General features: G+C 71.4%; 16 protein-coding genes. 6 read left to right on the top strand and 10 right to left on the bottom strand.

Features of this window, described 5'->3' with window-relative positions; translation table 11 throughout:
* The first annotated feature begins 280 nt into the window (after positions 1 to 280).
* On the top strand, positions 281 to 3,403 hold the full coding sequence (locus E7V67_014805; GenBank protein WUR10990.1) for an alpha-1,6-glucosidase domain-containing protein: 3,123 nt from the start codon (positions 281 to 283) through the stop codon (positions 3,401 to 3,403).
* A gap of 246 nt (positions 3,404 to 3,649) precedes the next feature.
* Here E7V67_014805 and E7V67_014810 read toward each other — a convergent pair whose 3' ends face one another.
* The 4 genes from E7V67_014810 to E7V67_014825 form a co-directional block, all read right to left on the bottom strand.
* A complete protein-coding gene (locus E7V67_014810) occupies positions 3,650 to 4,762 on the bottom strand; it encodes an ATP-dependent 6-phosphofructokinase (GenBank protein WUR10991.1) in 1,113 nt (370 codons plus the stop codon).
* A 10-nt stretch (positions 4,763 to 4,772) separates the two neighbouring features.
* Positions 4,773 to 7,205, bottom strand: coding sequence for a phosphoenolpyruvate synthase (gene ppsA / locus E7V67_014815; GenBank protein WUR10992.1), 2,433 nt, complete (start codon positions 7,203 to 7,205; stop codon positions 4,773 to 4,775).
* Positions 7,206 to 7,358: 153 nt separating this feature from the next.
* Positions 7,359 to 8,624, bottom strand: a complete 1,266-nt coding sequence (locus E7V67_014820) for an acetate/propionate family kinase (GenBank protein WUR10993.1) — start codon at positions 8,622 to 8,624, stop codon at positions 7,359 to 7,361.
* A complete protein-coding gene (locus E7V67_014825; protein ID WUR10994.1) occupies positions 8,621 to 9,118 on the bottom strand; it encodes a flavodoxin in 498 nt (165 codons plus the stop codon). Before E7V67_014825 ends, E7V67_014820 begins: the two co-directional genes overlap by 4 nt.
* Before the next feature lie 207 nt (positions 9,119 to 9,325).
* On the opposite strand from E7V67_014825, the gene E7V67_014830 reads away from it, so the two are divergent.
* From E7V67_014830 to E7V67_014840, 3 genes are all read left to right on the top strand, one after another.
* Positions 9,326 to 10,309 (top strand): zinc-dependent alcohol dehydrogenase family protein, encoded by a 984-nt coding sequence (locus E7V67_014830; protein ID WUR16288.1) that lies wholly within the window; start codon positions 9,326 to 9,328, stop codon positions 10,307 to 10,309.
* A gap of 151 nt (positions 10,310 to 10,460) precedes the next feature.
* Complete coding sequence (locus E7V67_014835) at positions 10,461 to 11,177, top strand: lipid-binding SYLF domain-containing protein (protein ID WUR10995.1); 717 nt, start codon at positions 10,461 to 10,463, stop codon at positions 11,175 to 11,177.
* A 4-nt stretch (positions 11,178 to 11,181) separates the two neighbouring features.
* Positions 11,182 to 12,720, top strand: coding sequence for an AAA family ATPase (locus E7V67_014840; GenBank protein ID WUR10996.1), 1,539 nt, complete (start codon positions 11,182 to 11,184; stop codon positions 12,718 to 12,720).
* A 41-nt stretch (positions 12,721 to 12,761) separates the two neighbouring features.
* On the opposite strand, the gene mgtA is transcribed toward E7V67_014840, so the two are convergent.
* The gene (mgtA, locus tag E7V67_014845; GenBank protein ID WUR10997.1) at positions 12,762 to 15,320 is read right to left on the bottom strand and encodes a magnesium-translocating P-type ATPase; all 2,559 of its coding nucleotides are present in this window, start codon (positions 15,318 to 15,320) and stop codon (positions 12,762 to 12,764) included.
* 211 nt (positions 15,321 to 15,531) lie between these two features.
* On the opposite strand from mgtA, the gene E7V67_014850 reads away from it, so the two are divergent.
* Positions 15,532 to 16,365 carry a universal stress protein gene (locus tag E7V67_014850; protein WUR10998.1) on the top strand — a complete coding sequence of 278 codons (834 nt, stop codon included), beginning with the start codon at positions 15,532 to 15,534 and terminating at the stop codon, positions 16,363 to 16,365.
* A gap of 54 nt (positions 16,366 to 16,419) precedes the next feature.
* On the opposite strand, the gene E7V67_014855 is transcribed toward E7V67_014850, so the two are convergent.
* Entirely contained in the window at positions 16,420 to 16,857 is a 438-nt protein-coding gene (locus E7V67_014855; GenBank protein WUR10999.1) for an Hsp20/alpha crystallin family protein, read from the bottom strand.
* A 328-nt stretch (positions 16,858 to 17,185) separates the two neighbouring features.
* Between E7V67_014855 and E7V67_014860 the strand changes: the two genes are divergently transcribed.
* A complete protein-coding gene (locus E7V67_014860) occupies positions 17,186 to 17,614 on the top strand; it encodes a hypothetical protein (GenBank protein WUR11000.1) in 429 nt (142 codons plus the stop codon).
* Here the strand turns inward: E7V67_014860 and E7V67_014865 are convergent.
* The 4 genes from E7V67_014865 to E7V67_014880 all read right to left on the bottom strand — a co-directional run bounded on the left by E7V67_014865 (position 17,592) and on the right by E7V67_014880 (position 22,614).
* On the bottom strand, positions 17,592 to 18,695 hold the full coding sequence (locus E7V67_014865; GenBank protein ID WUR11001.1) for a sensor domain-containing diguanylate cyclase: 1,104 nt from the start codon (positions 18,693 to 18,695) through the stop codon (positions 17,592 to 17,594). The genes E7V67_014860 and E7V67_014865 overlap by 23 nt on opposite strands.
* 415 nt (positions 18,696 to 19,110) lie before the next feature.
* Positions 19,111 to 19,518 carry a ParB N-terminal domain-containing protein gene (locus E7V67_014870; GenBank protein ID WUR11002.1) on the bottom strand — a complete coding sequence of 136 codons (408 nt, stop codon included), beginning with the start codon at positions 19,516 to 19,518 and terminating at the stop codon, positions 19,111 to 19,113.
* Positions 19,508 to 20,737 carry an MFS transporter gene (locus tag E7V67_014875; protein WUR11003.1) on the bottom strand — a complete coding sequence of 410 codons (1,230 nt, stop codon included), beginning with the start codon at positions 20,735 to 20,737 and terminating at the stop codon, positions 19,508 to 19,510. Before E7V67_014875 ends, E7V67_014870 begins: the two co-directional genes overlap by 11 nt.
* Positions 20,734 to 22,614: an IucA/IucC family protein gene (locus tag E7V67_014880; GenBank protein WUR11004.1), complete on the bottom strand. Its 1,881-nt coding sequence runs from the start codon at positions 22,612 to 22,614 to the stop codon at positions 20,734 to 20,736. The genes E7V67_014875 and E7V67_014880 overlap by 4 nt, the downstream gene beginning before the upstream one ends.

Genomic DNA, 22,614 nt, shown 5'->3' on the forward strand with positions numbered 1-22,614 from the left:
CGGTCGCCGCAGGACACCTCGCGTGTCCCGTGCCAGGTCGAGGTTGCCGGGTGCGGGCCTAGGTCGACGCAGGTAGGTGCCGGAACATCCGGTCAGGCCTATTCTAGATTGGTCAGGCCAGTTTGACAATCAGGCCGACTACAGCCGGGGCTGTAGTGGAAAGTTTGCAACATTGCATGAGCTTGCGGAAGGAGCGTTACCGCAGCAGTAGTATTATTACATCGAGCGTCGCGCGATCGCGCCGTTGAAACGCTCTTCACAAGAATAGACAGGAGACACGATGAACATCGGAAGTAGTTTAAGTTCACGCTTTGGCGTCGGCCTGGCGTGCGCCGTCCTGCTGGCCGGCTGCGGCGCCGGCGGCGACGACAGCGCTGGCGCGGCGCCCACCAGGCTGTCCGGCGGCGTGACCGCCTCGGCGGCGGCAGCGCCGGCGGTCGCCCCCGGCAATATCCGCATGCATTTCCACCGCATCCAGAACGACGCGGCGCAATGGGGCGTCTACTCGTGGGACGGGCCGCAGCATCCCAGCCCGGCCTGGATCTCCGGCCGCTTCATGTTTACCGGCAGCGATGCGTTCGGCGGCTATGTCGACATTCCGCTGGCGGCCGGCAAGAGCGCCATCTGGTTCCTCGTCACGGACGGCAACGGCAGCAAGAACTGCGGCGCCGACCAGCACGCGGACCTGCGCCCCGACGTGATGACGGCCGGCCAGGAGGTGTGGATGCTGGAAGGCGACTGCACCGTCTACACCAGCCAGCCGGCGCTCAGCTTCGGCAACCTGGGCAGCGCCAAGGCGCACTGGCTGTCCGCCACCGCGCTGGCCTGGCCGGGCGCTCCGGCCGGTGCCACGTACAAGCTGTTCTACGCGGCCAACGGCGGCCTGACGGCCAGCCCGGACGCCAACACCGGCCTGGCCGGCGCGGACGGCAGCGTCACGCTGCAGGTGGCCGCCCTGCCCGACGCGATCCGCCAGAAATTCCCGCACCTGGCCGGCGCCACCGGCCTGCGCATGACCGACGCCGATGCCGCCAGGCTGGCGCGGGTCGTCAGCGGCCAGTTCGCCATCGCCCAGTTCGACGGCGACGGCAAGCTGGTACAGGTCACGTCGCTGCAGCAGGCCGGCATGCTCGATGCCGTCTATGCGCCGCTGGCCAGCATGGCGCAACTGGGCCTGACGTTCAACCGCCAGGGCGTGCCGACGTTCCGCGTATGGGCGCCAACGGCCAAGTCGGTGCGGCTCGACCTGTATGCCAGCGCGGACGCGACGACGTCCACGCCGGTCGCGATGAAGCATGATCCCGCCAGCGGCCTGTGGAGCTATACGGCACCGGACGCCTCCTGGACCAACCGCGCCTACTACACCTACACGGTGCAGGTGCTGTCGCGCTGGGCCAACAACACCCTGGTGACGAACACCGTCACCGATCCCTACTCGATCAGCGTGTCGGCCAACAGCACGAAGAGCTTCGTGGCCAACCTGGACAGCCCGGCCCTGAAGCCGGCTGGCTGGGACGAGCAGCGCATCCCGAAACTGGACGCGCCGACCGACATCGCGCTATACGAGCTGCACATCCGCGACTTCTCGGCGTCCGACAGCACGGTGCCGGCCGCCCACCGCGGCAAGTACCTGGCGTTCACCGACACCGAGTCGGCGCCGATGCGCCACCTGAAGTCGCTGCAGAAGGCGGGGCTGACGCACGTGCACCTGCTGCCCGCGTTCGACTTCGCCAGTGTCGACGAAAAGCAGTGCGCGACCCCGGCGATCCCGAACGGCGCCGCCGACGGCACCGTCCAGCAGGCCGCCGTGGCGGCCACGCAAAACGGCGACTGCTTCAACTGGGGCTACGACCCGGTCCACTACAACGCGCCGGAAGGCAGCTACGCCACCGACACCAGCGACGCCGCCGTGCGCGTGCGCGAGTTCCGCGCCATGGTGCAGGCGCTGCACGAAAATGGCCTGCGCGTGACGATGGACGTGGTCTACAACCACACCAGCCAGTCGCAGCAAGGCCCGCTGTCGGTGCTGGACCGCATCGTGCCGGCCTACTACTATCGCCTGGGGCTCGACGGCAACCAGCTCAACGACAGCTGCTGCGCCGACACGGCCCAGGAAAACACGATGATGGCCAAGCTGATGGTCGATTCGGCCAAACTGTGGGCGACCAAGTACAAGATCGACAGCTTCCGCTTCGACATCATGGGCTTCACGCCGCTGGATCTGATGCAGCGCATCCAGAGCGCCGCCAGCAAGGCCGCCGAACGCCCGATCTACATCTACGGCGAGGCATGGAACTTCGGCGCCGTCGGCAACGACGCGCGCTTCGTGCAGGCACGTCAGGCCAATATGTTCGGCACCGGCATCGGCTCGTTCAACGACCGCATCCGCGACACGGTGCGCGGCGGCGGCTGCTGCGACACCGGCAGCGCGCTGGTCACGCAGCAAGGCTTCGTCAACGGCGCCTGGTTCGACCCGAACGGGCAGTCGACCCAGACGCGCGACGACGCGCTGCGCCTGGCCGACCTGGCGCGCGTCGCGCTGTCCGGCACCTTGCGCGACTACCGCTTCACGGACCGCTTCGGCAACGTGCGCAGCAACGCCCAGATCGACTACTTCGGCCAGCAGGCCGGCTTCGCCGGCAGCCCGGCCGAGACGATCAACTATGTCGAGGCGCACGACAACCAGACGCTGTTCGACGTCAACGCCCTGAAGCTGCCGCAGAACACGCCGCTGGCCGAACGGGTGCGCGTGCAGAACCTGGCCAATGCCGTCAACATCCTGTCGCAAGGCATCCCGTTCTTCCACGCGGGCCAGGAGATCCTGCGTTCCAAGTCGCTCGACCGCGACAGCTACAACGCGGGCGACTGGTTCAACCGCCTGGACTACAGCTACGCGTCGAACAACTTCGGCGTCGGCCTGCCGATGGCGGGCGTCAACGAGGGCAGCTGGCCGGTGATGGCGCCGGTACTGGCCAATCCACTCATCGCGCCGGACCGCCGCGCGATCCTGGCCGCCAAGGCCGGCTTCGAGGAACTGCTGGCGATCCGCAAGGACAGCACGCTGTTCCGGCTGCGCACGGCGCAGGACGTGATCGAGCGGCTGAAGTTCCACAACACGGGGCCGAGCCAGGTGCCGGGCATCGTCGCCATGAGCATCGATGGCAGCGCACCGTCGGCCTACCCGGGCGCACAGTACAAGCAGGTGGTGGTGGTGTTCAACGTCGACAAGGCAGCGAAAACCGTCGCCCTGCCGGAGCTGGCCGGCCGCAAGCTGCAGCTGCACCCGATCCAGCGCAATGGCAGCGATGCGGTGGTGAAGGCGGCCGCCTACGACGGCCGCACGGGCAGCTTCGCGATCCCTGGCCGGACGACGGCCGTGTTCGTGCGGAACGCGGCGGACTGACGGGCCGCCAAGGCCGAGTTCGTGTCAACTTCGGGGTCAGGCACGAATGCTGACACGAGCTCGTCCTTACAGTGCACTGCACATGGCAGAGCCCGTGTCCCGCCTTGGGGTCACACCCCGACAAGGACACGGACTCAGCCACGAGTAAGCTGCATCAATGCAGGGCCCGTGTCAGCTTTTGTGCCTGACCCCTCGGTGCGACACGAGCCCAGCCTTGGACTGCGAGGCCTCGGACCAGCGTTGCGCTCAGCGCTCCCCCAGGCAGATGCCGAGCTCGCGCGCCGTCGCCAGCGTGTCGTCGCCCAGGGGCACCGCGCGCGCGTGGCCCGCGACGGCCGCCAGCGGCACCGTGCCGATGGCATCGCCCTGCAGCGCCACCATCACCCCTGACTGGCCGGCCGCCAGCGCCCGTATCGCCGCGGCGCCAAAGCGCGCCGCGATCACGCGATCGAACGCGGACGGCGCACCGCCACGCAGCAGGTGCCCCAGCACCACCGTACGACATTCCTTGCCCGTGCGCCCGGCCAGGTGTTGCTCGAGCCAGGCGCCGATGCCACCCAGGCGCTCGGCGTGACCATCCCGCGGCGCGGCCAGCACGCCAACGCTGCCGTCGCGCGGGTGGGCACCCTCGGCAACCACGACGACCGAGTGGCATGCGCCGGCCGCGTCGCGGCCAAGGATGCAGGCCACCACCACGTCGAGGTCGAAGGAAATCTCCGGCAGCAGGACCACGTGGGCAGCTGCCGCCAGGCCGGCGTGCAGCGCGATCCAGCCGGCATGACGGCCCATGACTTCCACCACCAGCACGCGATGCTGGCTGTCGGCGGTGCTGTGCAGCCGGTCGATGCACGCGGTGGCAAACGCCACCGCGCTGTCGAAGCCGAACGTTTGCCATGTGCCGGCCAGGTCGTTGTCGATGGTCTTCGGCACGCCCACCACGGCCATGCCCTTGCGCTGCAGGCACTCGGCGATGGCCATGGTGCTGTCGCCGCCCGCGATGACGAGCGTCTCGATGCCGCGCTGGCGGCAGCGCCGTACCACGTCGTCGCTGCGGTCCTGCATGACGGGCTGGCCGTCCGGCCCGGGCACCGGATAATGCAGCGGGTTGCCGCGGCTGGTGCTGCCCAGCATGGTGCCACCCAGGTGGGCGATGCCGCGCACATCGGCCGGCAGCAGGCGCAGCACCGGCTCGCCCTCGCAGCGCTCGGGCGCCAGCAGGCCGTTGAAACTGTCGCGGATACCCCAGCACTCCCAGCCCAGCCGGCAGGCCGACAGCACCACCGCGCGGATCACGGCATTCAGGCCCGGCGCGTCGCCGCCGCCGGTGACGATGCCGATACGCCTGGGCAGCAGTGCCATGGCCGTTCCCTCAAGGCGCGACCGGCGGCCGCGGCGCGATGCCCAGCGCCCACTCCACCTCGACCAGGTGGCGCACGGTCGCCACCACCGAATCGGGATTCAGGCTGATGGCGTCGATGCCCTGCTCCACCAGGTAGCGCGCCATCTCCGGGTAGTCCGACGGCGCCTGGCCGCAGATGCCGATGTGGCGGCCGTTGCGGCGGGCGCCGGCAATGGCCTGGCGCAGCATCTCCAGCACGCCGGGGTCGCGCTCGTCGAAATCGAAGGCGACGATGTCGGAATCGCGGTCCACGCCCAGCACCAGCTGGGTCAGATCGTTGGAGCCGATCGAGAAACCGTCGAACAGCCCGGCGAACGCGTCGATCTGGATCACGTTATTGGGGATCTCGCACATCATGTAGATTTCCAGCCCGTGCCGGCCGCGCTCCAGCCCATGCTGCGCCATGGTGGCCAGCACGGTGACGGCTTCCGGCACGCGCCGGCAGAACGGCACCATCACGCGCACGTTCGGCAGTCCCATCTCCTCGCGCACCCGGCGCAGCGCCCGACATTCCAGCGCGAAGCCCGGCGCATAGGCCGGGTGGCCATAGCGCGCCGCGCCCCGGAAGCCCAGCATCGGATTGGCCTCGACCGGCTCGAAGGCCGTGCCGCCCAACAGGCCGGCATACTCGTTGGTCTTGAAGTCGGACAGGCGCACGATGACCGGCTTCGGATGGAAGGCCGCCGCGATCGTGGCGACGCCCTCGGCCAGTTCGCGCACGAAATAGTCGGCCGGCGCCGCATAGCCGCGCGTCAGGCGGGCGATTTCCGCGCGCGCCGCGGGGTCCGCCACCCGCTCCGGATACACCAGCGCCATCGGGTGCACGCGCACATGTTCGGCCACGATGAATTCCATGCGCGCCAGGCCGACGCCGTCGTTCGGCAGCCGGCACGTGGCGAACGCCGCGTCCGGATTGCCGATGTTGACCATGATGTGCGTGCGCGGCAACGCCAGCGCGGCCAGGTCGGTCGTCTCCTTGTGGAAGGGGACCGATCCCGCGTACACGTGGCCGAGCGCGCCCTGCGCGCACGACAGCGTGACAACGTCGCCCGTGCGCAGCGCCATCGTCGCGTTGCCGCAGCCGACCAGGGCGGGCATGCCCATCTCCCGCGCGACGATCGCCGCGTGGCAGGTGCGCCCGCCCCGGTTCGTGACGATGCCGGCCGCCGTCTGCATGACCGTGCCCCAGTCCGGCATCGTGGTGTCGGCGACCAGCACCTCGCCCGGCCGCAGCGCCGAAAGTTCGGCGACATCGGCCACCACGCGGGCAGCGCCGGTGACGATCTTGCCACCGACGGCGCGGCCGGAGACCAGCACGGCGGCGCTGCCGTCCAGGCGGTACTCCTCGAGCGCCGCCCCGATCTGCCGGGACGCGACCGTTTCCGGCCTGGCCTGAACGATGTACAGCAGGTCGTCGACGCCGTCGCAGGCCCACTCCACGTCCATCGGCACCGGCCGCCCGGCCCGCGCGCTGTAGTGCTCCTCGATCGCCAGCGCCGCCCCGGCCAGTTCCAGCACCGCCGCGTCCTCCAGGCAGAAGCGGACCTGGTCGGCGGCGGCGGTCGGCTCGTTGCAGGTGGTGGCGACGCTGTCCGGCTGGCCGTACACCATCCGCACGGCCTTGCTGCCGAGCCGGCGGCGCAGCACGCTGCGCAGCCCCGCGCGCAGCGCCGGCTTGAAGACGTAGTACTCGTCCGGATCGACGGTGCCCTGCACGACGTTCTCGCCCAGGCCGTAGGCGCCGGTGACGAGCACCACGTCGCGAAAGCCCGTTTCCGTGTCGAGTGTGAAGATGACGCCGGAGGAGGCCAGGTCGGAGCGCACCATCTTCATCACGCCGACCGAGAGGTAGACCGCGTCGTGGCGGAAGCCGTGCTCGTGGCGGTAAACGATGGCGCGGTCGGTGAACAGGCTGGCGAAGCAGCGCCCCACGCTGCCCAGCAGCGCCTCCTCGCCCTGCACGTTCAGATAGGTCTCGTGCTGCCCGGCGAACGACGCGCTGGGCAGGTCTTCCGCCGTGGCCGAGCTGCGCACCGCCACGGTCAGCCCGGGACCATACTGCGCCACCAGCTGGCGCCAGGCGGCGCGGATACCCTGCTCCAGCGCGGCCGGCAACGGCGCCGCGCGAACGATCGCGCGCGCGGCCGCGGCACGCCGCGCCAGGTCGTCGATATCGGCCGGGTCGAGGCCATCGAGTGCCGCGTGCAGGCGCTCCCATGCGGCGGCGCCGTCCAAGGTGGCGCGATAGGCCGCCGCCGTCACGGCAAAGCCGTTCGGCACGCGCACGCCGCGCGCCGACAGCTCGCGATACATCTCGCCCAGCGAAGCGTTCTTGCCGCCGACCGCCGGCACGTCGGCAATGCCGAGTTCCCCGAACCAGCGGATGAATGAGTCAGTTGACATGATCGGTTCCCTCCTGCGGCGGTGGTGGCGCGGGCCGGTCTGGCCCGGCGGCGGCGCCCAATGGCCAGGCCAGCAGCAGCAGGACGAACCAGCGCCACCAGTGCGGCCAGCCCGACCGGCGCCGGCGTTCCAAGCTGGCCCGGCGGCGCATGCTCAGGCCCTCCCGTCCAGCGCCATGGCGGCCGGCGCCGTCAGCAGCATGCAGTCGCGCGCCATCGTCCACTCTTCCCGCGCCGGTTCGACGGCCACGATGACGCGGCTGTCCGTGCTGCTGATGCAGCCGGCGCCACGCTCGTTGCGCTGGCTATCGCACTGCACCCCGAGCCAGGCCAGCGCGGCGCAGATGCGCTGGCGCAGGACCGGCTGGTGCTCGCCCACGCCACCGGTGAAGACCAGCATGTCCAGGCCGCCCAGCAGCGCCGCCACGGCACCGATCTCGCGTACGACCTGGCGCACGTACAAGGCCAGCGCGGCATTGGCGGCCATGCCGGCCGGCCCGCCCGCGGCTTCGTGGCGCAGCAACAACGCCGGATCGGCCGAGGCGCCGGACACGCCGAGCAGGCCGGACTGTTCGTCCAGCAGCGCATCGAGCCGCGCCGCGTCGGGCACCATTTCGGCCAGGCGGCGCACGGCCGTGGGCGGCAGCAGGCCGGCGCCGGTGCCAGTCATGAGGCCGTCCATGCCGGACAAGCCGTCGCTGACGGCGCTGCTGCGCAGGCGCCGCAGGCCGCAGACGCTGGCGCTGTGGCCAAGGTGGGCGGCCACCACCCGGCCGCGCGCACGCTGGCCGAAATGGCGCGGCAGCACGCTGGCGAGGTAGTCGTAGGAGAGCCCATGGCAGCCGTTGCGGCGCAGCCCGGCCTGCCAGAAGCGCTGCGGCAGCGGCAGCATGCGCTCGCTCAGCGGCAGGGTGCGGTGAAACCAGGTATCGAACGACGCCACCTGCGGCACGCCGGGCCAGCGCGCCGCCACCAGCCCGGCCAGCCGCAGCGCCGCCTGCTGGGATGCCGGTGCGCCGGCGCCATCGCGTGCCAGCGCGGCGCAGGCGGCTTCGTCCAGCAGCATGGGTTCGCCCGTCGCCTGCCCGGCTTGCAGCAGCCGGTGACCGATCGCCCGCACCGGCTGGTCGCCCAGCCATGCCAACGCGCGCGCCAGCAGGTATGAGAACGCGGCCAGCAGCGGGTCCGGATCGCCCGCGCTCGCAACCGCCGCCTCGTTACCCTCGCTGTCGCGCCAGCAGCAGTCGGGGTGGCCGATGGCGCTCACGCTGCCGCGCCAGACCGGCCGCTGCGCCGGCATGCCGGCGTCCGGCTCGAAGATCGCGCATTTCAGGCTGGCGCTGCCGGCGTTCAGCAGCAACAGCGCTTCCCGTTCGGGCAGCAGGCCGGCGTCGTCCTGCGCGCCGCCCGGCCCGATCATGGCTGGCGGGCGGCGATGGCCAGCCCCTGCAACAGCCCCTGACTGGCGGGCGCATTGGCCAAGCCGGCGCCTGCATCGATCTCGCGGTCGTTCAGCACGAGCCGCGCCAGCAGCGGCTTGCCGGCCAGGTCTGCCAGCGTGTCCAGTACCGCTTCGCCGCCGCGGCCCCCCATCGTGCAGAACGCGGCCAGGCGCCGGCACCGGGAGCCGTACTCGGCGACGAAGGTGCGCACCGGCGCGGCCGGCCGCCCGGTCCACACGGGTACGCCGACCAGCACGGTCTCGTACTCTTCCGGCCGGTACCGCAGCGGCGCCAGCGCCGGCTTGCGGCGCAGCAGCGCATCCAGGGCGGCGCGCACATAGCCCCACTGGCCCGCATAGCCGCGCAGCGGCAGCAGTTCCTCGATATCGGCCGCGCCGGCGTGTGCCAGCGACTGCGCAACGCGGCGCGTGTAGCCGGTGCGTGAATAGTAAACTACCAGCAGAGGTTTCATGGCGACTCTCCCGACGTTCGGCAGGGCTTAGCATGCCTGTCAACCCAATGTACTGCGGCGCGCCAGGCGATGCCGTGATCGCGATCAAATTTGCCTTGCTTCGCGCTGGCGCATCGCCGCCGCCCGTATAGATTGAGCGCAAGGCCCACGCGGCGTGGGCATGGCGAGGACCCCATGGAAGAGCGCGGCGCTGCGGTGCCCGGCATGATGCGCGCGATGCTGCTGTGCCAGCCCGGCCAGCCGCTGCGGGCCGGCCTGCTGCCGGTGCCGGCCGTGGGGGCGGGCCAGTTGCTGCTGCGGGTGGGCGCCTGCGGCGTCTGCCGCACCGACCTGCACATCCTCGACGGCGAACTGGCGCCGCACCGGCTGCCGCTGGTGCCGGGCCACGAGATCGCCGGCACCGTTGTCGCCGTCGGGTCCGGCTGCGGCGACTGGGGTGTCGGCGCACGGGCCGGGGTGCCCTGGCTGGCCGCCACCTGCGGCGCCTGCCCGGCGTGCCGGCGCGGCCAGGAAAACCTGTGCGACAAGGCCCGCTTCACCGGCTACGACGTGCACGGCGGCTATGCCGAATATGCGCTGGCCGACGCGGCGTTCGCGGTGCGGTTGCCGCCCGGCTACGACGATGCGCACGCCGCCCCGCTGCTGTGCGCCGGGCTGATCGGCTATCGCGCCTATGCCATGGCCGGCACCGCCGAGCGTATCGGGCTGTACGGCTTCGGCGCGGCGGCGCACCTGCTGGCGCAGGTGGCGCTGGCCCAGGGCCGCTCCGTGTATGCCTTCACCCGGCCGGGCGACCTGCGTTCGCAGCAGTTCGCGCGCGAACTGGGCGTGGCCTGGACCGGCGGTTCGGACCAGGCCGCGCCAGTGGTCCTGGATGCCGCGCTGCTGTTCGCCCCCGCCGGCGCCCTCGTCCCGGCCGCGCTGCGGGCCGTGCGCAAGGGCGGCAGCGTGATCTGCGCCGGCATCCACATGAGCGACATTCCGTCCTTCCCCTACGCCCTGCTGTGGGGCGAGCGCTGCGTGCGCTCGGTGGCGAACCTCACGCGCGCCGACGCCGCCGCATTCATGGCACTGGCAGAGTGCATCGCGCTGGCGGTGCACGTGACGCCATATCCGCTGGCCCAGGCCAACGAGGCGCTGGCGGCGCTGCGCGCCGGCAGCATCGACGGCGCCGCGGTGCTGGTCCCATGATGGCAAGCGCTACCACACTACGGCCGGGTGCGCCTTGGCCCAGGTCCGCGCCGACGCGACAAATCGACACGATTTTGATCGCGCGCAACGCCGCCGCACGGCGGGCGGCGCTAGCATGCAGTGACCCACACCGAACCCCAAAGGAGCCATCATGAAAGCATTAACGTCTGTCCCGGCGGCGCTCGTCTGCGCCGCGTTGGCATTGCCGGCCGCGGCGCAAGCCCCCGCGCCAGCCGCCGACACCACCTCGTCGGCCGCCGCGCAGGAGAGCACCGCCGCGAAGCACGTGAGCGCCGCGGCCGACGTGGCGCGCAAGCTGGAAGCGGAGGAACGCATGCGGGCGCTGTTGCGCGCCGCCAAGGGCGTCTTCATCGTGCCTGCCTACGGCCGCGCAGCCCTGGGCGTCGGCGGTGCCGGCGGCGCGGGCGTGCTGCTGGTGCACCGCAGCGACGGCACCTGGAGCGACCCGGTGTTCTACAACACGGGCGGGCTGTCGCTGGGGCTGCAGGCCGGCATCGAGAGCGGCGCCTATGTTCTGGTGCTGAACAACGACAAGGCCGTGCAGGAATTCCTGAAGAAGAACAACTTCGGCCTGAACGCCAAGGCCGGGATCACGGTGGTCAACTGGAACAAGATGGCGCAGGCATCCGGCGGCACCGGCGACGTCGTCGCCTGGTCCGACACCAAGGGCCTGTTCGGCGACGTGCTGACGCTGGAGTTCAACGATATCCGCTTCAACCAGCGCCTGACCAACGCCTACTATCGCCGCACGCTGTCGGCCAGCGACGTCGTGGCCAGCAAGACCAGCAATGCCCAGGCCGCGCCGTTGGTGCAGGCCGTGTCGGCCGCGGCCGGCACGACCCGCTGAGGCGATGACGCGTCTCGCGCGCCAGCGCTTGCTGGTCGCCGGGCTGGCCAGATGGCTGCGCCACGCGCAGGGCGCGTGGCCGACCGTATTCGAGACCCACATCTCGTGGGTCATCGTGACCTCGCGCCAGGCATTCAAGATCAAGAAAGCCGTGCGCCTGCCGTTCCTGGACTGGCGCGCCGGCGCCGAACGGGCACGCTGCTGCCGTGCCGAATTGCGCCTGAACCGGCGCTACGCGCCCTGGTTGTACCTGCGCGTGGTGCCGGTCACCGGGTCGGTGGCCGCGCCGCGCCTGGGTGGCGGAGGGCGGGTGCTGGAGTATGCGGTGGCCATGCGCACCTTCGAGCAGGGCGCGCTGTGGTCCGCCAGGCTGGCCGCGGGCAGCCTCACGGGCGGCGAAGTGACGAGCCTGGCCAATGTGCTGGCGGCGTTCCACGCGCGCGCGGCGGTGGCGCCGCCCGGGTCGGCCTGGGGCACGGCGGCGCAGGTGGCGGCGCGCACGCTGGCCGACCTGGACGAGTTGCGCGCGCTGCTGCCCGCTGAAAGCGATGCGCTGGCCGCGCTGGCGGCGTGGCATGCACACGCCGCCAGGGGGCTGCGGCGGCTGTGTGCGTGGCGCCGGGCCGGCGCTGCCGTGCGCGAATGCCACGGCGATCTCCACTGCGGCAATATCGTCACGTTGCGCGGCGTTGCCGTCCCGTTCGACGGCATCGAGTTCGCGCCCGCGCTGCGCTGGATCGATACGATGCAGGACATGGCATTTGCCTGGATGGACCTGCATTGCCACGGCCGCGCCGACCTGGCCAGTACGTTGCTGTCGGCCTACCTGGCGGCCAGCGGCGATTACGCCGGCCTGGCCCTGCTGACCTACTACACGGTGCAGCGTGCGCTGGTGCGGGCCAAGGTCGCGGCACTGCGCGGCGATACGGCGCTGGCCGCGCGCTACCTGCGCTGCGCCGGCGCCTGGAGCGGCCGCCGCCAGCCCGCTCTGCTGGCGACGACGGGCCTGTCGGGCAGCGGCAAGTCGACCGTCTGCGCGGCGCTGGCGCCGGCGCTGGGCGCCATCGTGCTGCGCGCGGACGTGGAGCGCAAGCGCCTCGTGCGGCAGGCCGGCGGTGCGCGGCCAGGCTATGCGCCGGCCGAGACGCGGCAGACCTACGCGCGCCTGCGCCGCGTGGCGCGCCACGCACTGCGCGCCGGCGTGCCGGTGCTGGTCGACGCCGCCTGCCTGCAAGGCTGGCAGCGCACGCTGTTCGTTACGCTGGCGGCACGCCTGCAAGTGCCGTTCCTGCTGCTGGCCGTGACGGCGCCGCCAGAGGAACTGGCGCGGCGCCTGCGCCGGCGTGCCATGATGGGCAACGATCCGTCCGATGCGGACGAGACCGTGCTGGCGCGCCAGCTGGCCGATGCGCAGCCGCTGGCAGCGGCGGAACTGGCCCAGGCGCTGCCGGTCGACTCCGCGGTGCCGTGCCTGCCAGCCGTGCTCGAACGCCTGGCGCCATGGTATCCCCACGCGGCCGGTCCCGCTGTGCCGGCAACCTGACCAGGCGCGCCGCCATGGCCGCGATGGCCGACACTCGGCCGCTACCGGCGCGGCGCCAGCAGCGGCTTGACGGCCTGGGCCAGCGCCAGGTACACCAGCAGCAGCGCCGCGACGGCCGGCCAGTAGGCCCAGGGTAGCGCGACCAGGCCCAGTGCGTGCGCGAACGGCGCGTACGGCAGCCACACCCCCACGGCGCAGGCCAGCAGCGTGGTCAGCGCCAGTGTCGCCGTGCTGCGGCTTTGCAGCAGCGGCAGGTGCGCCGTGCGCAGCACGTGCACCACCAGCGTCTGCGACAGCAGCGACTCGACGAACCAGCCCGTCTGGAACAGCGCCGGCTGGGCGGCGCCGCCCAGCACGAACCACAGCAGCGCGAACGTCAGGTAGTCGAAGACCGAACTGAGCGGGCCGAGCACGGCCATCGCGCGCGTGACGTCGCGCGTATGCCAGCGGCGCGGCTGGCGCAGCCAGGAGGGGTCGACGCGGTCGCCGGCCAGGCCCGAGTGGGCCAGATCGTACAGCAGGTTGTTGAGGAGGATCTGGGCCGGGGCCATCGGCAGGAACGGCAGCAGCAGGCTCGCGCCCACCACCGAGAGCGCGTTGCCGAACACGGAGCCGGCACTGATGTGCAGGTACTTGACGATGTTGCCGAATACCAGGCGTCCCGTGCGCACGCCGGCGCCCAGCGCGAGCAGGCTCTTATGCAGCAGGATGACATCGGCCGTGTCCTTGGCGATATCGGCGCCGTCCGCGACCGCGATGCCGACATCGGCGGCGCGCAACGCCTGGGTGTCGTTGATGCCGTCGCCCAGGTAGCCCACCACGTGGCCGCGCCGCTGCAGCGCGCGGATGATATCGGCCTTCTGCTGCGGCGTGACGCGGGCGAACACGGTCGCGGCCTCGGCCTGCCCTTCCAGCACGGTGCCGCTGCCCAGCGCCGTGCCGCCCAGCGCGGCGGTGACCGGCAATCCGACGTGGCGGCACACGCTGACGGTGGTGCCCAGGCTGTCGCCCGTCAGCACCTTGACGGTCACGCCGGCGGCGGCCAGTTGCGCCAGCGCCAGCGCGGCCGTGTCCTTGGGCGGATCGAGGAAGGCCAGGTAGCCCTGCAGCACCATGTCGGACTCGTCGGCCACCGTCACTTGCGCGTGGCCGGCCGGCAACTCGCGGGTCGCCACCGCGATGACGCGAAAGCCGTCCGCATTGAGCGCGTCCACTGCACCGAACAGGGCGCCGCCGTGTTGCGGCAGCAGCGCGACGGCCGTGCCGCGCTCGTCGACGCTGCGGCAGCCGGGCAGCACCGCCTCGACGGCGCCCTTGCAGACCAGCACATGGTTGCCGTCGCGCCTGGCCACGACCACCGACATGCGGCGCCGCTCGAAATCGAACGGCAGCTCGTCGACCTTGGCCTCGCCGTCGTGCGGGCGCAAGTGCGGCCGCTCGCCGACGTAGCGCAACACCGCGTCGTCCAGCAGGTTGCGCAGGCCGGTCTGGAAGTGGCTGTTCAGCCACGCGCAGGCCGTGACCCGGTCCGAGTCGCGACCACGGTAGTCGACGTGGCGCTCCAGGATCACGCGGTTCTGCGTCAGCGTGCCGGTCTTGTCGGTGCACAGCACGTCCATCGCGCCCATGTCCTGGATGGCCGGCAGCCGCTTGACGATCACCTGCTGCCGCGCCATGCGCAGGGCCCCCTGCGCCAGGTTGGCCGTGACGATCATCGGCAGCAATTCCGGCGTCAGGCCGGCCGCCACGGCGACCGCGAACAGCAGCGCCTGCAGCCAGTCGCCCTTGCCCGCCAGGTTGCACAGGAACACCAGCGGCATCAGCATGGCCAGCAGCCGCACCACCAGCCAGGTATAGGGGCGCAGGCCGACATCGAACGCGCTGGGCGGCTCCATCTGCGCGGCGGCCACGATGCCGCCGAAGGTCGTGTCCGCGCCGGTCGCGAACACGAGCGCGGTGGCGCTGCCGCTCAGGACATGGCAGCCGGCAAACGCCAGGTTCGGCAGCGCCAGGGGCGGCAGCGCGGCGGTGTCCGCCACCGTGTCGGCATGACGCTCGACCGGCATGGCCTCGCCCGTCAAGGTCGAGGCGTCCAGGAACAGGTCGCGCGCCGCGATCATGCGCAGGTCGGCGGGAATGGTGTCGCCGGCGCCCAGCAGGACGATATCGCCGGGCACCAGGTCGGCGGCGGCCACCTCGGCGCGGCCCGCCGCGCTGTCGGGGCGCGCCACCACCACGGTGGTGCGCACCATCGCGCGCAGGCGCTCGGCGGCCCGGGCCGAGCGGCCCTCCTGCACGAACGCCAGCAGCGTGGACAACAGCACGATCGCGGCCACCAGCGCCGCTTCCCAGCGCGCGCCCGTCGCGAAACTGGCCGTCGCCAGCGCCAGCATCGTCAGCGCCAGCGGATTGGCCAGCTGCCGCAGCAAGCGGCGCCAGCCGCGCTGGCGCGGCGCCGGTGCCACTTCGTTCGGTCCGGCGTGCCGGCGCCGCGCCAGGGCTTGCGCCGCCGGCAGTCCCGCCGGCGTGCTCTCCAGCAGCAGCAACGCCTGCGCCGGCGCCAGCGCCGCGATCGCGCCCGGGTCGAGTACGGCCGCCACGATCAGCGGGCCCGCCGGTCAGCCGGCGGCGCCATGGTCGCGTGCCCAACGCTTGTTCATCTCGCCCTCCTCCGTTTGTCGCGCGCTTCGATTCGCCACCGTAGCCGCACACCCGGAAGTGTCCGGCCGATTTGATCCCGGTCAAGTCGCGCCGCCGCATTGGCGCGCCGGCGCACCTACACTGGTTGCAGACCAACTCGAGGAGTCAATCATGTACAAGACCATCGTCGTGCATGTCAGCGACAATCCCGCCTTCGACCGCCGCCTGGCGGTCGCGGCCCGCCTTGCGCTCGAGCACGATGCGCACCTGGTGGGCAGTGCCGTCACCGGCATCAGCCTGCAGGCCTTTCTCGTCGTGACCGCATCCGCCGTGACCATGCTGGCGCCCGACTTCGACGTCTTGCGCCAACGGGCCGACAGCCAACTGGAGCGCTTCGCCGACGCCGCGGCGCGCCTGGGCGTGACGTCGATCGAGCGGCGCCTGATCGAGGACGACGCCGAACGGGCGCTGCTGCTGGAGTCGCGCTATGCCGACCTGCTCGTGCTCAGTTCCGGCACGCCGCCCGAGGCCCGCGGGCACCTGGCGGCCGACCTGCCGGACTACCTGGCGCTGCACGGCACCCGGCCCGTGCTGGTCGTGCCGCCCGATTACGGCAGCGACACGGTCGGCCGCACCGTGGTCGTCGGCTGGGACGCGGGACCGGAAGCGACCCGCGCCGTGACGGCGGCGCTGCCGCTGCTGCGGCGCGCGCACAACGTCATCGTCGCCCTGGTCAACGCCGACCCGCTTACAGGCGGCCATGGGCCGCAGCCCGGCGCCGACGTGGCCACCTGGCTGGGCCGGCACGGCGTGCCGGTCGAAGTCGTGCGCGAACATGCGGGCGACGGCGCCGCGACGGCGCTGCTCGGCATCGCTCGCGACACCGGTGCCGACCTGATCGTGGCCGGTGCCTACGGTCACAACCGGATTCGCGAATGGTTCATCGGCGGCGCGACCCGGGAACTGCTCGATGCCGCCAGCGTGCCGCTGCTGCTGGCGCACTGAGCCGGTACCAGCAGGACGGGCGTCTCGCACGCCCGTCCCGTGGCGCCAGGGCGGTCAGGAGATCTGCAGCTTGCGCCCGCTTTGCGGAGCCTTTTTCGGCAGCGTCAGGCGCAGCACGCCGTCCTCGTACTTGGCGACCGCCGCCGCGTCGTCCACCGCGTGTTCCAGCGTGAAGCTGCGATAGCGGTGCCCCTCGTAGCGCTCGCTGCGCACGCTCTTGCCGTCCTTTTCTTCGGTTTCCTTGTGCAGCTCGGCGGTGATGGCGACGCGGTTGCCGTCAACGTCGACCTTGATGTCTTCCTTCTTCGCGCCAGGGATGTCGGCGCGCACGGTGTAGGCCTTGTCGGTCTCGTTCACGTCCAGGCGCATCGCGCCATCGCCGTCGCCCGGCACGCGGCGGCGCAGATCGCGCCACAGTTCGTCGATCTCACGCAGCGGTGCATAGGTGGCGAGGTCGGTAAAAGGGTCGAAACGGGTCAATAGGTTTGCCATGATTCTCTCCAGTTCTGTTGCCGATAACGGGATTCGACGGCGCCGCGATCGGCCGGCGCGGCGCCGTTGCCGCGCACTGGCGGCATGTGCCGCGGGGCGCGCTGGTGCTGCGGCGACACGATCTCAGTATCGTTGCACGTGGGCGGCGCGGCTAGCGCGCATCCCGGACAGCGCTTGTCGGTGTAACCCTGATTTCCCTGTAGGGATTCCGTTACCCGGCCTCAGGGCACCGGCGCGGCCGATCGTCGCTGCGATTTTGATCAGGGTCAAATGGCGCCCGTGACCGGCCGGCCGCCGGGACTACGGTGACATCGTCCCTGCGAGACGGATGCCCCGATGTACAAAACCATTCTGCGCCACCTGGCCCGCGACGAGGGCATGGCGGCGCGCACCTGATCGGTTGCGCCGCGACGGCCCTGCCGGAACCGGAGCGCGCGGCCGCGGCCGCCGCGGCACTGCGCCATTTCAGCGTTACAGCGGGCAGCCGGGCACCGACCTGGCGGCCTGGCTGGGCCGCCATGGCGTGCAGGCCGAGGTCGAGGTCGGCAGCGCAAACGGCAATACCGCCGCGGCCCTGCCGCAGGCGGCCCGCGCGGGCGGCGCCGACCTCGTGGTGGCCGGGGCCTACGGCCGCAACCGCTTCCGTGAACTGGTGGCGGCGACACCACGCCCGCATTACTGGACAATGCCGCCACTTGCGTGCTGCTGGCGCGCTGACGGCGGCCGTGGCCGGCCTACGGCGGCGCCGGCGCCATGACGATACGGTCGCGGTCCCGGTCTTGCCCCTTGGCGCGATACATGGCGTCATCGCTCAAGCGCAGCAGGCGCTCGACGTCGGCGCCGTCGCGCGGGTAGCAGGCCAGGCCGAGCGAGGCCCCGACGGTAACGCAGCCGGACAGCAGCGCCACCGGTTCGGTCAGCGCGGCGCGCACGCGCTGCGCCACTTCCAGCGCCTCGGCCTCGTCCACCAGCGCCGTCAGCACGATGACGAATTCGTCGCCGCCGGTGCGCACGACCGTATCGCGGCTGCGCACGGCGCCTTGCAGGCGCTGCGCGCTTGCCACCAGCACGGCGTCCCCGGCGGCATGGCCATGCGCATCATTGACGGCCTTGAAGCCATCCAGGTCGACCATGCAGACCGCGGCGCACCGCCCCGTCGCAGCGGCATCGCGGATGGCCACGCTCAGGCGCTCGGCCAGCAGGCGGCGGTTGGCCAGGCCGGTCAGCGGGTCGAGGAACGCCAGCCGCTCCACCTCGTCCTGGCGCCGCCGCATTTCCGTGATATCGGAAAAGAGGGCAACGTAGTGCGACAGCGCGCCATCGGCGCCGTGCACCGCGCTGATCGTGACGAGCGCCGCGAACAGGCTGCCATCGCGGCGCCGGTCCCACAGCTGGCCGCGCCACTGCCCTTCGGTGCGCAGGGACGCCCACATCGCGGCGTAAAAGGCCACGTCGTGCCGGCCCGACTGCAGCATGCGTGGATTGCGGCCGATCAGTTCTTCGCGGCGGTAGCCCGTCATGCGCCCGAACGCCTCGTTCAGCGCGAGAATCTGTCCTGTTGGCGACACCAGCAGGATGCCCTCCGCGCTGGCGTCGAACACGCTTGCCGCGAGACGCAGGCGCGCCGCCTCCCGCTCCGCCTTGGCCACGCGCCGCCGCAGCGGCGCGGCGGCGCGGCGCCAAGCCAGCCACCCCAGCGCCGCGGCGGCGAACGGGGCGATGGCAAGCGCCGCGAACGGCCGGTCCCAGCCGCCCTGCTCCGCATGTGACGCGGCCGCCAGCGCGGCGCCGGCTGATCCCATGAGCAGCCACGCCAGGCGCGACCGGAGGCAAGTCATCGTGGGGTCCTCGCTGTTTGCTGTCCTATCGCAAAGCTTAGCGAGTCTTCTCGCTCACAGGTTTGAGCTGCATCAAAAATGGCTAAACACGATGTGCTAGGTTGAACCGGGCCCATCCAGACTGGCGTGCCGCTGAAGCCGAGCCCGTGTGCTGCTCCGGGGTCGCACCCCGACAAAGACACGGCTCAGCCACAACCGCCGCTGGTAATGCCGAGTCCGTGTCAGGTTTTGTCCTGACCCGGGTGTGCGACACGAACTCGGCCGTCGATCGCGACGCGCCGTGGCTGTGCCACTGTCCCTATCGGGTGTGACCAGATGGTGGACACGGGCGCGGCATTGCGCGGAGTGCTGTTGTGCCCGTGTCCCGTTTTGGTGACTGACCCCGCGGCGGGACACGGGCTGTGCCGTGATGGCGCTAGCGCAGCACCGCCAGCTCGATGGCCGTGCGCGGCAGCGCCGGGGCGAAGCGGTGCCGCGTCGTCTTGTAGGGCAGCACCTGGCCGGCGCCGAGGATCGGCTCATAGATGCGGTCGACGCGGAACGGCTCGCCCGTGCGCCAGTGCGTGACGCTGACGCGGGCGTCGTCATAGCTCAGCAGCACGCAGGGGACATAGCGCAGCCGCAGCAGCGCCGCCGCGCGGGCACGGTGGTTGCCGTCCATGATGATGCCGGTTTCCCTGTCCACCGGAATCGGCGTGGTCCACACGCCCGTGTCGGCAATGGTTGCCGCCAGCTTGTGCACGTCGGCCACGTTGACGTGTTCGGACGAGCGGAAGAACTGGAGCGGCTTGATCGCGACGCAATACGACAGTTCATCGGACATGTGCATTTCCTCCCAGCGGCTGCCGCGCGCTGGCGCGGCGGATCGCAAGCATGGCGAGGACGGCCAGCCCATACGCCAGCGCCACCCAGCCGTAGGTGTACTGCAGGCCCACGCGCTGCATCAACAGGCCGCCCAGTGCGATGCCGGCGATCGACGAGAATTGCGAGACGCTCTGCGCGATGCCCAGCACATGGCCCTGGCGCAGCGTGCCGGCCGCCTTCGAGATCAATGCCATCAGCACCGGCGTGGTCGCCCCCAGCAGCACGCCCCAAGCCAGGTGCAGCGCGGCGAACAGCGCGAACGAATGCGTGCCGGCGGCGGCGGCCGTCAGCGCGACGCAGCCGGCGGCCACCCACGTCATCCGCCGCAGCACGTCGGCCTGGCCGCGCCGTTCGAAGTGGCGCGCCCACAGCGCCGCCGACAGCACGAAGCCCAGCGCCTGCAGGCCATAGCACAGGCCCGTCAGCCAGTTGTCCACGCCGAAGGTCTCGTGCACGTACAGCGCGAACGGCGTCTGCGTGATCGTGCGGCTGACCAGCAGCAGGCCCAGTACCAGCAACAGCCCTGGCAGCACGGAGGCTGGCGGAACCGGCGTCGCCACCGGCGCGGCCACCGGGCGCGGCGCCGTGCCGGCGGCAACCTCCGGCTGGCGCGGCAGCCACAGTGCCACGGCGGCCGCGCACAGGCCGCACAGCAGCGCCGCCGAGACGTTGATCCAGTAGAAGCTGGCGTTGTCCAGGATCGCGCCGCCCGCCACGGCGCCGGCGAGCGAGCCCACGTTGGTCGCAACCTGCAGGTAGGCGAACAGGCGCGCGCGCCGCTCCGGCGCCGTGATGCCGACGCCATAGGCCTGGGCCGGCGCGATATAGCCGGCGCAGGCGCCCTGCACGAAGCGCAGCGCCAGGATGGTCCAGACATCGGCCGCGTGCGCCAGGGCCAGCTGCGTCAGCGCCAGGCCAAGCAGCGCCCGGATCATCATCAGCTGGTGGCCATGACGGTCGCCGACGCGGCCCCAGAACGCGCTGGTCAGCACGATGCCCAGCATCGGTCCGACGTAGACGGCCACGCCGGCAAAGCCGAACAGCGCGTCGGAGCCGGTCAGCGCGCGCAGGTGCACGGGCCAGAACGGCCCGCTCATCTCCATCGCCCCCATCGACACCAGCTGCAGCACGAACAACAGGTGCACCAGGCGCCCCGGCGGCGCCGCCGGCCCCGTCATGCCGGGCCGCCGGCCGGGGCCAGGGAAGTTCGCAGCGGATTGGGTAATTCGTGCGTCAGGCGGTAGTCGGCGTACTGCTGCAGGTGCATGCGCAGCACCGACCGGGTGGGCCACGGTTGCTGCAGGAAGGCGGCGCGCTCGGCTTGCCAGAACGCCGGCTCGACCCGGTCCGCGACGGCGTCGAAGGCCGCCGCCGTCTCCTCGCCCAGGATGCGCCACAAGCGGTCGTCGGCCAGGCCATGGGCGCGCGTCAGCAGCAGCGCCAGCTCGTGCAGGTGGCACACGAAGCAGGCGTCGATGACGAAGGCGCGCACCGGCGTGATGTCGCCGTCGAACACCGTCGGCAGGATGCCGGGGTGGACGTAGGGCTGCAACTGGTGCCCGCGCGCCGCCAGCAGCGGCGCGTAGGTGCGGCCGTCGCCGAAGTCGCGGATCAGGATGCTGGCCGCCAACCCGTCCGCGCCGAACAGCACGGAGGTATTCTGCTGGTGCGCCTCCAGCGCGATGCCGTACAACAGGTAGATCGCCACCACCGGGCGGGTGACCACGCGCGCGTACTGGCGGAACCAGGCTGCCACGTCCCCTGCCCCGACCAGTTCCGAGACCAGCGGCCGGCCGTCCGGCGCCTCGGTCAGCAGCGCCGCCACGGTGACGGGCAGCAGGCCGTCGTCGCGCTCGAACGCGGCGCGGCTGCTGCGGTAGGCCACCGAGAGGTGCCGGCCTGGCCGGTCCTCCTGCTTCACCGCGTGGCGGTAGTGCAGCGCCACTTCCTCGGTGAAGATGGCCAGCTTGCCGTCGAAGCCCCCCTCGTCGGCCAGGATGCGCTCGATCACGGCGCTGATGCGCGGGCCCATGTGGATCGACTTGGCCTGCAGGCTGCGCTGCTCGCTGGTCAGCCACAGCGCCAGCGGCAGCTTGATGAAGGGCGCGTCGGCCGGCGTCAGCGGCATCATCGTGCGGAACGACATGGTCGGCCACGTCATCACGTCCGGGCCGTCCAGCAGCAGGATGCCTTCCGCGATCTCGGCGGCATACTCCTGGCGCACGAAATGCTCCAGCTGCCACGCGTGGATCGGCAGCGGCAGCCAGCCGGCGGGATCGAGGCCCTGCGCGCGCAGGCCAGCCGACCATTCTTGCCACAGGGCCGGGAAATGGCTGGCGAACCAGTCGTGGTAGCTGGCCACGTGCGGCATGCGTTCGAGATATGCCATGTCGCCGCGCAGGGCGCCGATACGCACGGCGACCTCGGCACGGAATTCCGGCGAAAGCTGCGCCACCTGCGCCGGACTCAGGTCCGGCTTGCACTTCCAGGTCGGATAGAACGGGTGTCCTTCCAGCGCGCCCCACTGGTCCAGCAGCACGGCCGCATCGCGTACGCTGGGCTGGCGGCGCTGGTGGTCGAACAGGCCGGTCGCACCCTCGGCTTCGATCGCCTCGGCCAGTTGCGCGTTCCAGGCCTGCCGGTGCACGCGCGCCAGCGCATCGTTGGCGACGCTGTTGTCCACGTCGGCGTGCAGGCGTGCCACACCCGCGTCGGTGGGCGCGAAGTCGAAATGCTCGCGCAGCAGGTCGATCAGCTGGCCGGGTTCATCGATGACGGTGCGGCTGGCGTCCGGCTGCACCAGCGTGATGGCGCCGCGGTTGACGAAGGTGTTGGCCGGCGCGACCCACAGGTCGTCGAAGTGCAGCAGCGCCTGGCGCGGCCACAGCGGCAGCCATGCGCCGCGCTCGCCCGGCGCCGTGACCAGTCGTGCGGGGTCGATGATGTGTTCGGCGAACAGGCAGCGCACCAGGCGCCGCAGGGCGTTGCGGCGGGCGCCGGCCAGCGCCACGTCGTTCTCGGATTCCGGCTGCGACAGCAGCGAAGATTGGTTCAT

It is taken from the genome of [Empedobacter] haloabium (assembly GCA_008011715.2).
GTDB classification, from domain to species: Bacteria; Pseudomonadota; Gammaproteobacteria; order Burkholderiales; family Burkholderiaceae_D; genus Rugamonas; species Rugamonas haloabia.

What these genes read in the sequence shown, in the direction of transcription:
- E7V67_014805 (WUR10990.1), top strand. Translation starts at nt 281, where the DNA reads ATGAACATCGGAAGTAGTTTAAGTTCACGCTTTGGCGTCGGCCTGGCG.
- E7V67_014810 (WUR10991.1), bottom strand. Translation starts at nt 4,762, where the DNA reads ATGGCACTGCTGCCCAGGCGTATCGGCATCGTCACCGGCGGCGGCGAC.
- ppsA (WUR10992.1), bottom strand. Translation starts at nt 7,205, where the DNA reads ATGTCAACTGACTCATTCATCCGCTGGTTCGGGGAACTCGGCATTGCC.
- E7V67_014820 (WUR10993.1), bottom strand. Translation starts at nt 8,624, where the DNA reads ATGATCGGGCCGGGCGGCGCGCAGGACGACGCCGGCCTGCTGCCCGAA.
- E7V67_014825 (WUR10994.1), bottom strand. Translation starts at nt 9,118, where the DNA reads ATGAAACCTCTGCTGGTAGTTTACTATTCACGCACCGGCTACACGCGC.
- E7V67_014830 (WUR16288.1), top strand. Translation starts at nt 9,326, where the DNA reads ATGCGCGCGATGCTGCTGTGCCAGCCCGGCCAGCCGCTGCGGGCCGGC.
- E7V67_014835 (WUR10995.1), top strand. Translation starts at nt 10,461, where the DNA reads ATGAAAGCATTAACGTCTGTCCCGGCGGCGCTCGTCTGCGCCGCGTTG.
- E7V67_014840 (WUR10996.1), top strand. Translation starts at nt 11,182, where the DNA reads ATGACGCGTCTCGCGCGCCAGCGCTTGCTGGTCGCCGGGCTGGCCAGA.
- E7V67_014850 (WUR10998.1), top strand. Translation starts at nt 15,532, where the DNA reads ATGTACAAGACCATCGTCGTGCATGTCAGCGACAATCCCGCCTTCGAC.
- E7V67_014855 (WUR10999.1), bottom strand. Translation starts at nt 16,857, where the DNA reads ATGGCAAACCTATTGACCCGTTTCGACCCTTTTACCGACCTCGCCACC.
- E7V67_014860 (WUR11000.1), top strand. Translation starts at nt 17,186, where the DNA reads ATGCCCCGATGTACAAAACCATTCTGCGCCACCTGGCCCGCGACGAGG.
- E7V67_014865 (WUR11001.1), bottom strand. Translation starts at nt 18,695, where the DNA reads ATGACTTGCCTCCGGTCGCGCCTGGCGTGGCTGCTCATGGGATCAGCC.
- E7V67_014870 (WUR11002.1), bottom strand. Translation starts at nt 19,518, where the DNA reads ATGTCCGATGAACTGTCGTATTGCGTCGCGATCAAGCCGCTCCAGTTC.
- E7V67_014875 (WUR11003.1), bottom strand. Translation starts at nt 20,737, where the DNA reads ATGACGGGGCCGGCGGCGCCGCCGGGGCGCCTGGTGCACCTGTTGTTC.
- E7V67_014880 (WUR11004.1), bottom strand. Translation starts at nt 22,614, where the DNA reads ATGAACCAATCTTCGCTGCTGTCGCAGCCGGAATCCGAGAACGACGTG.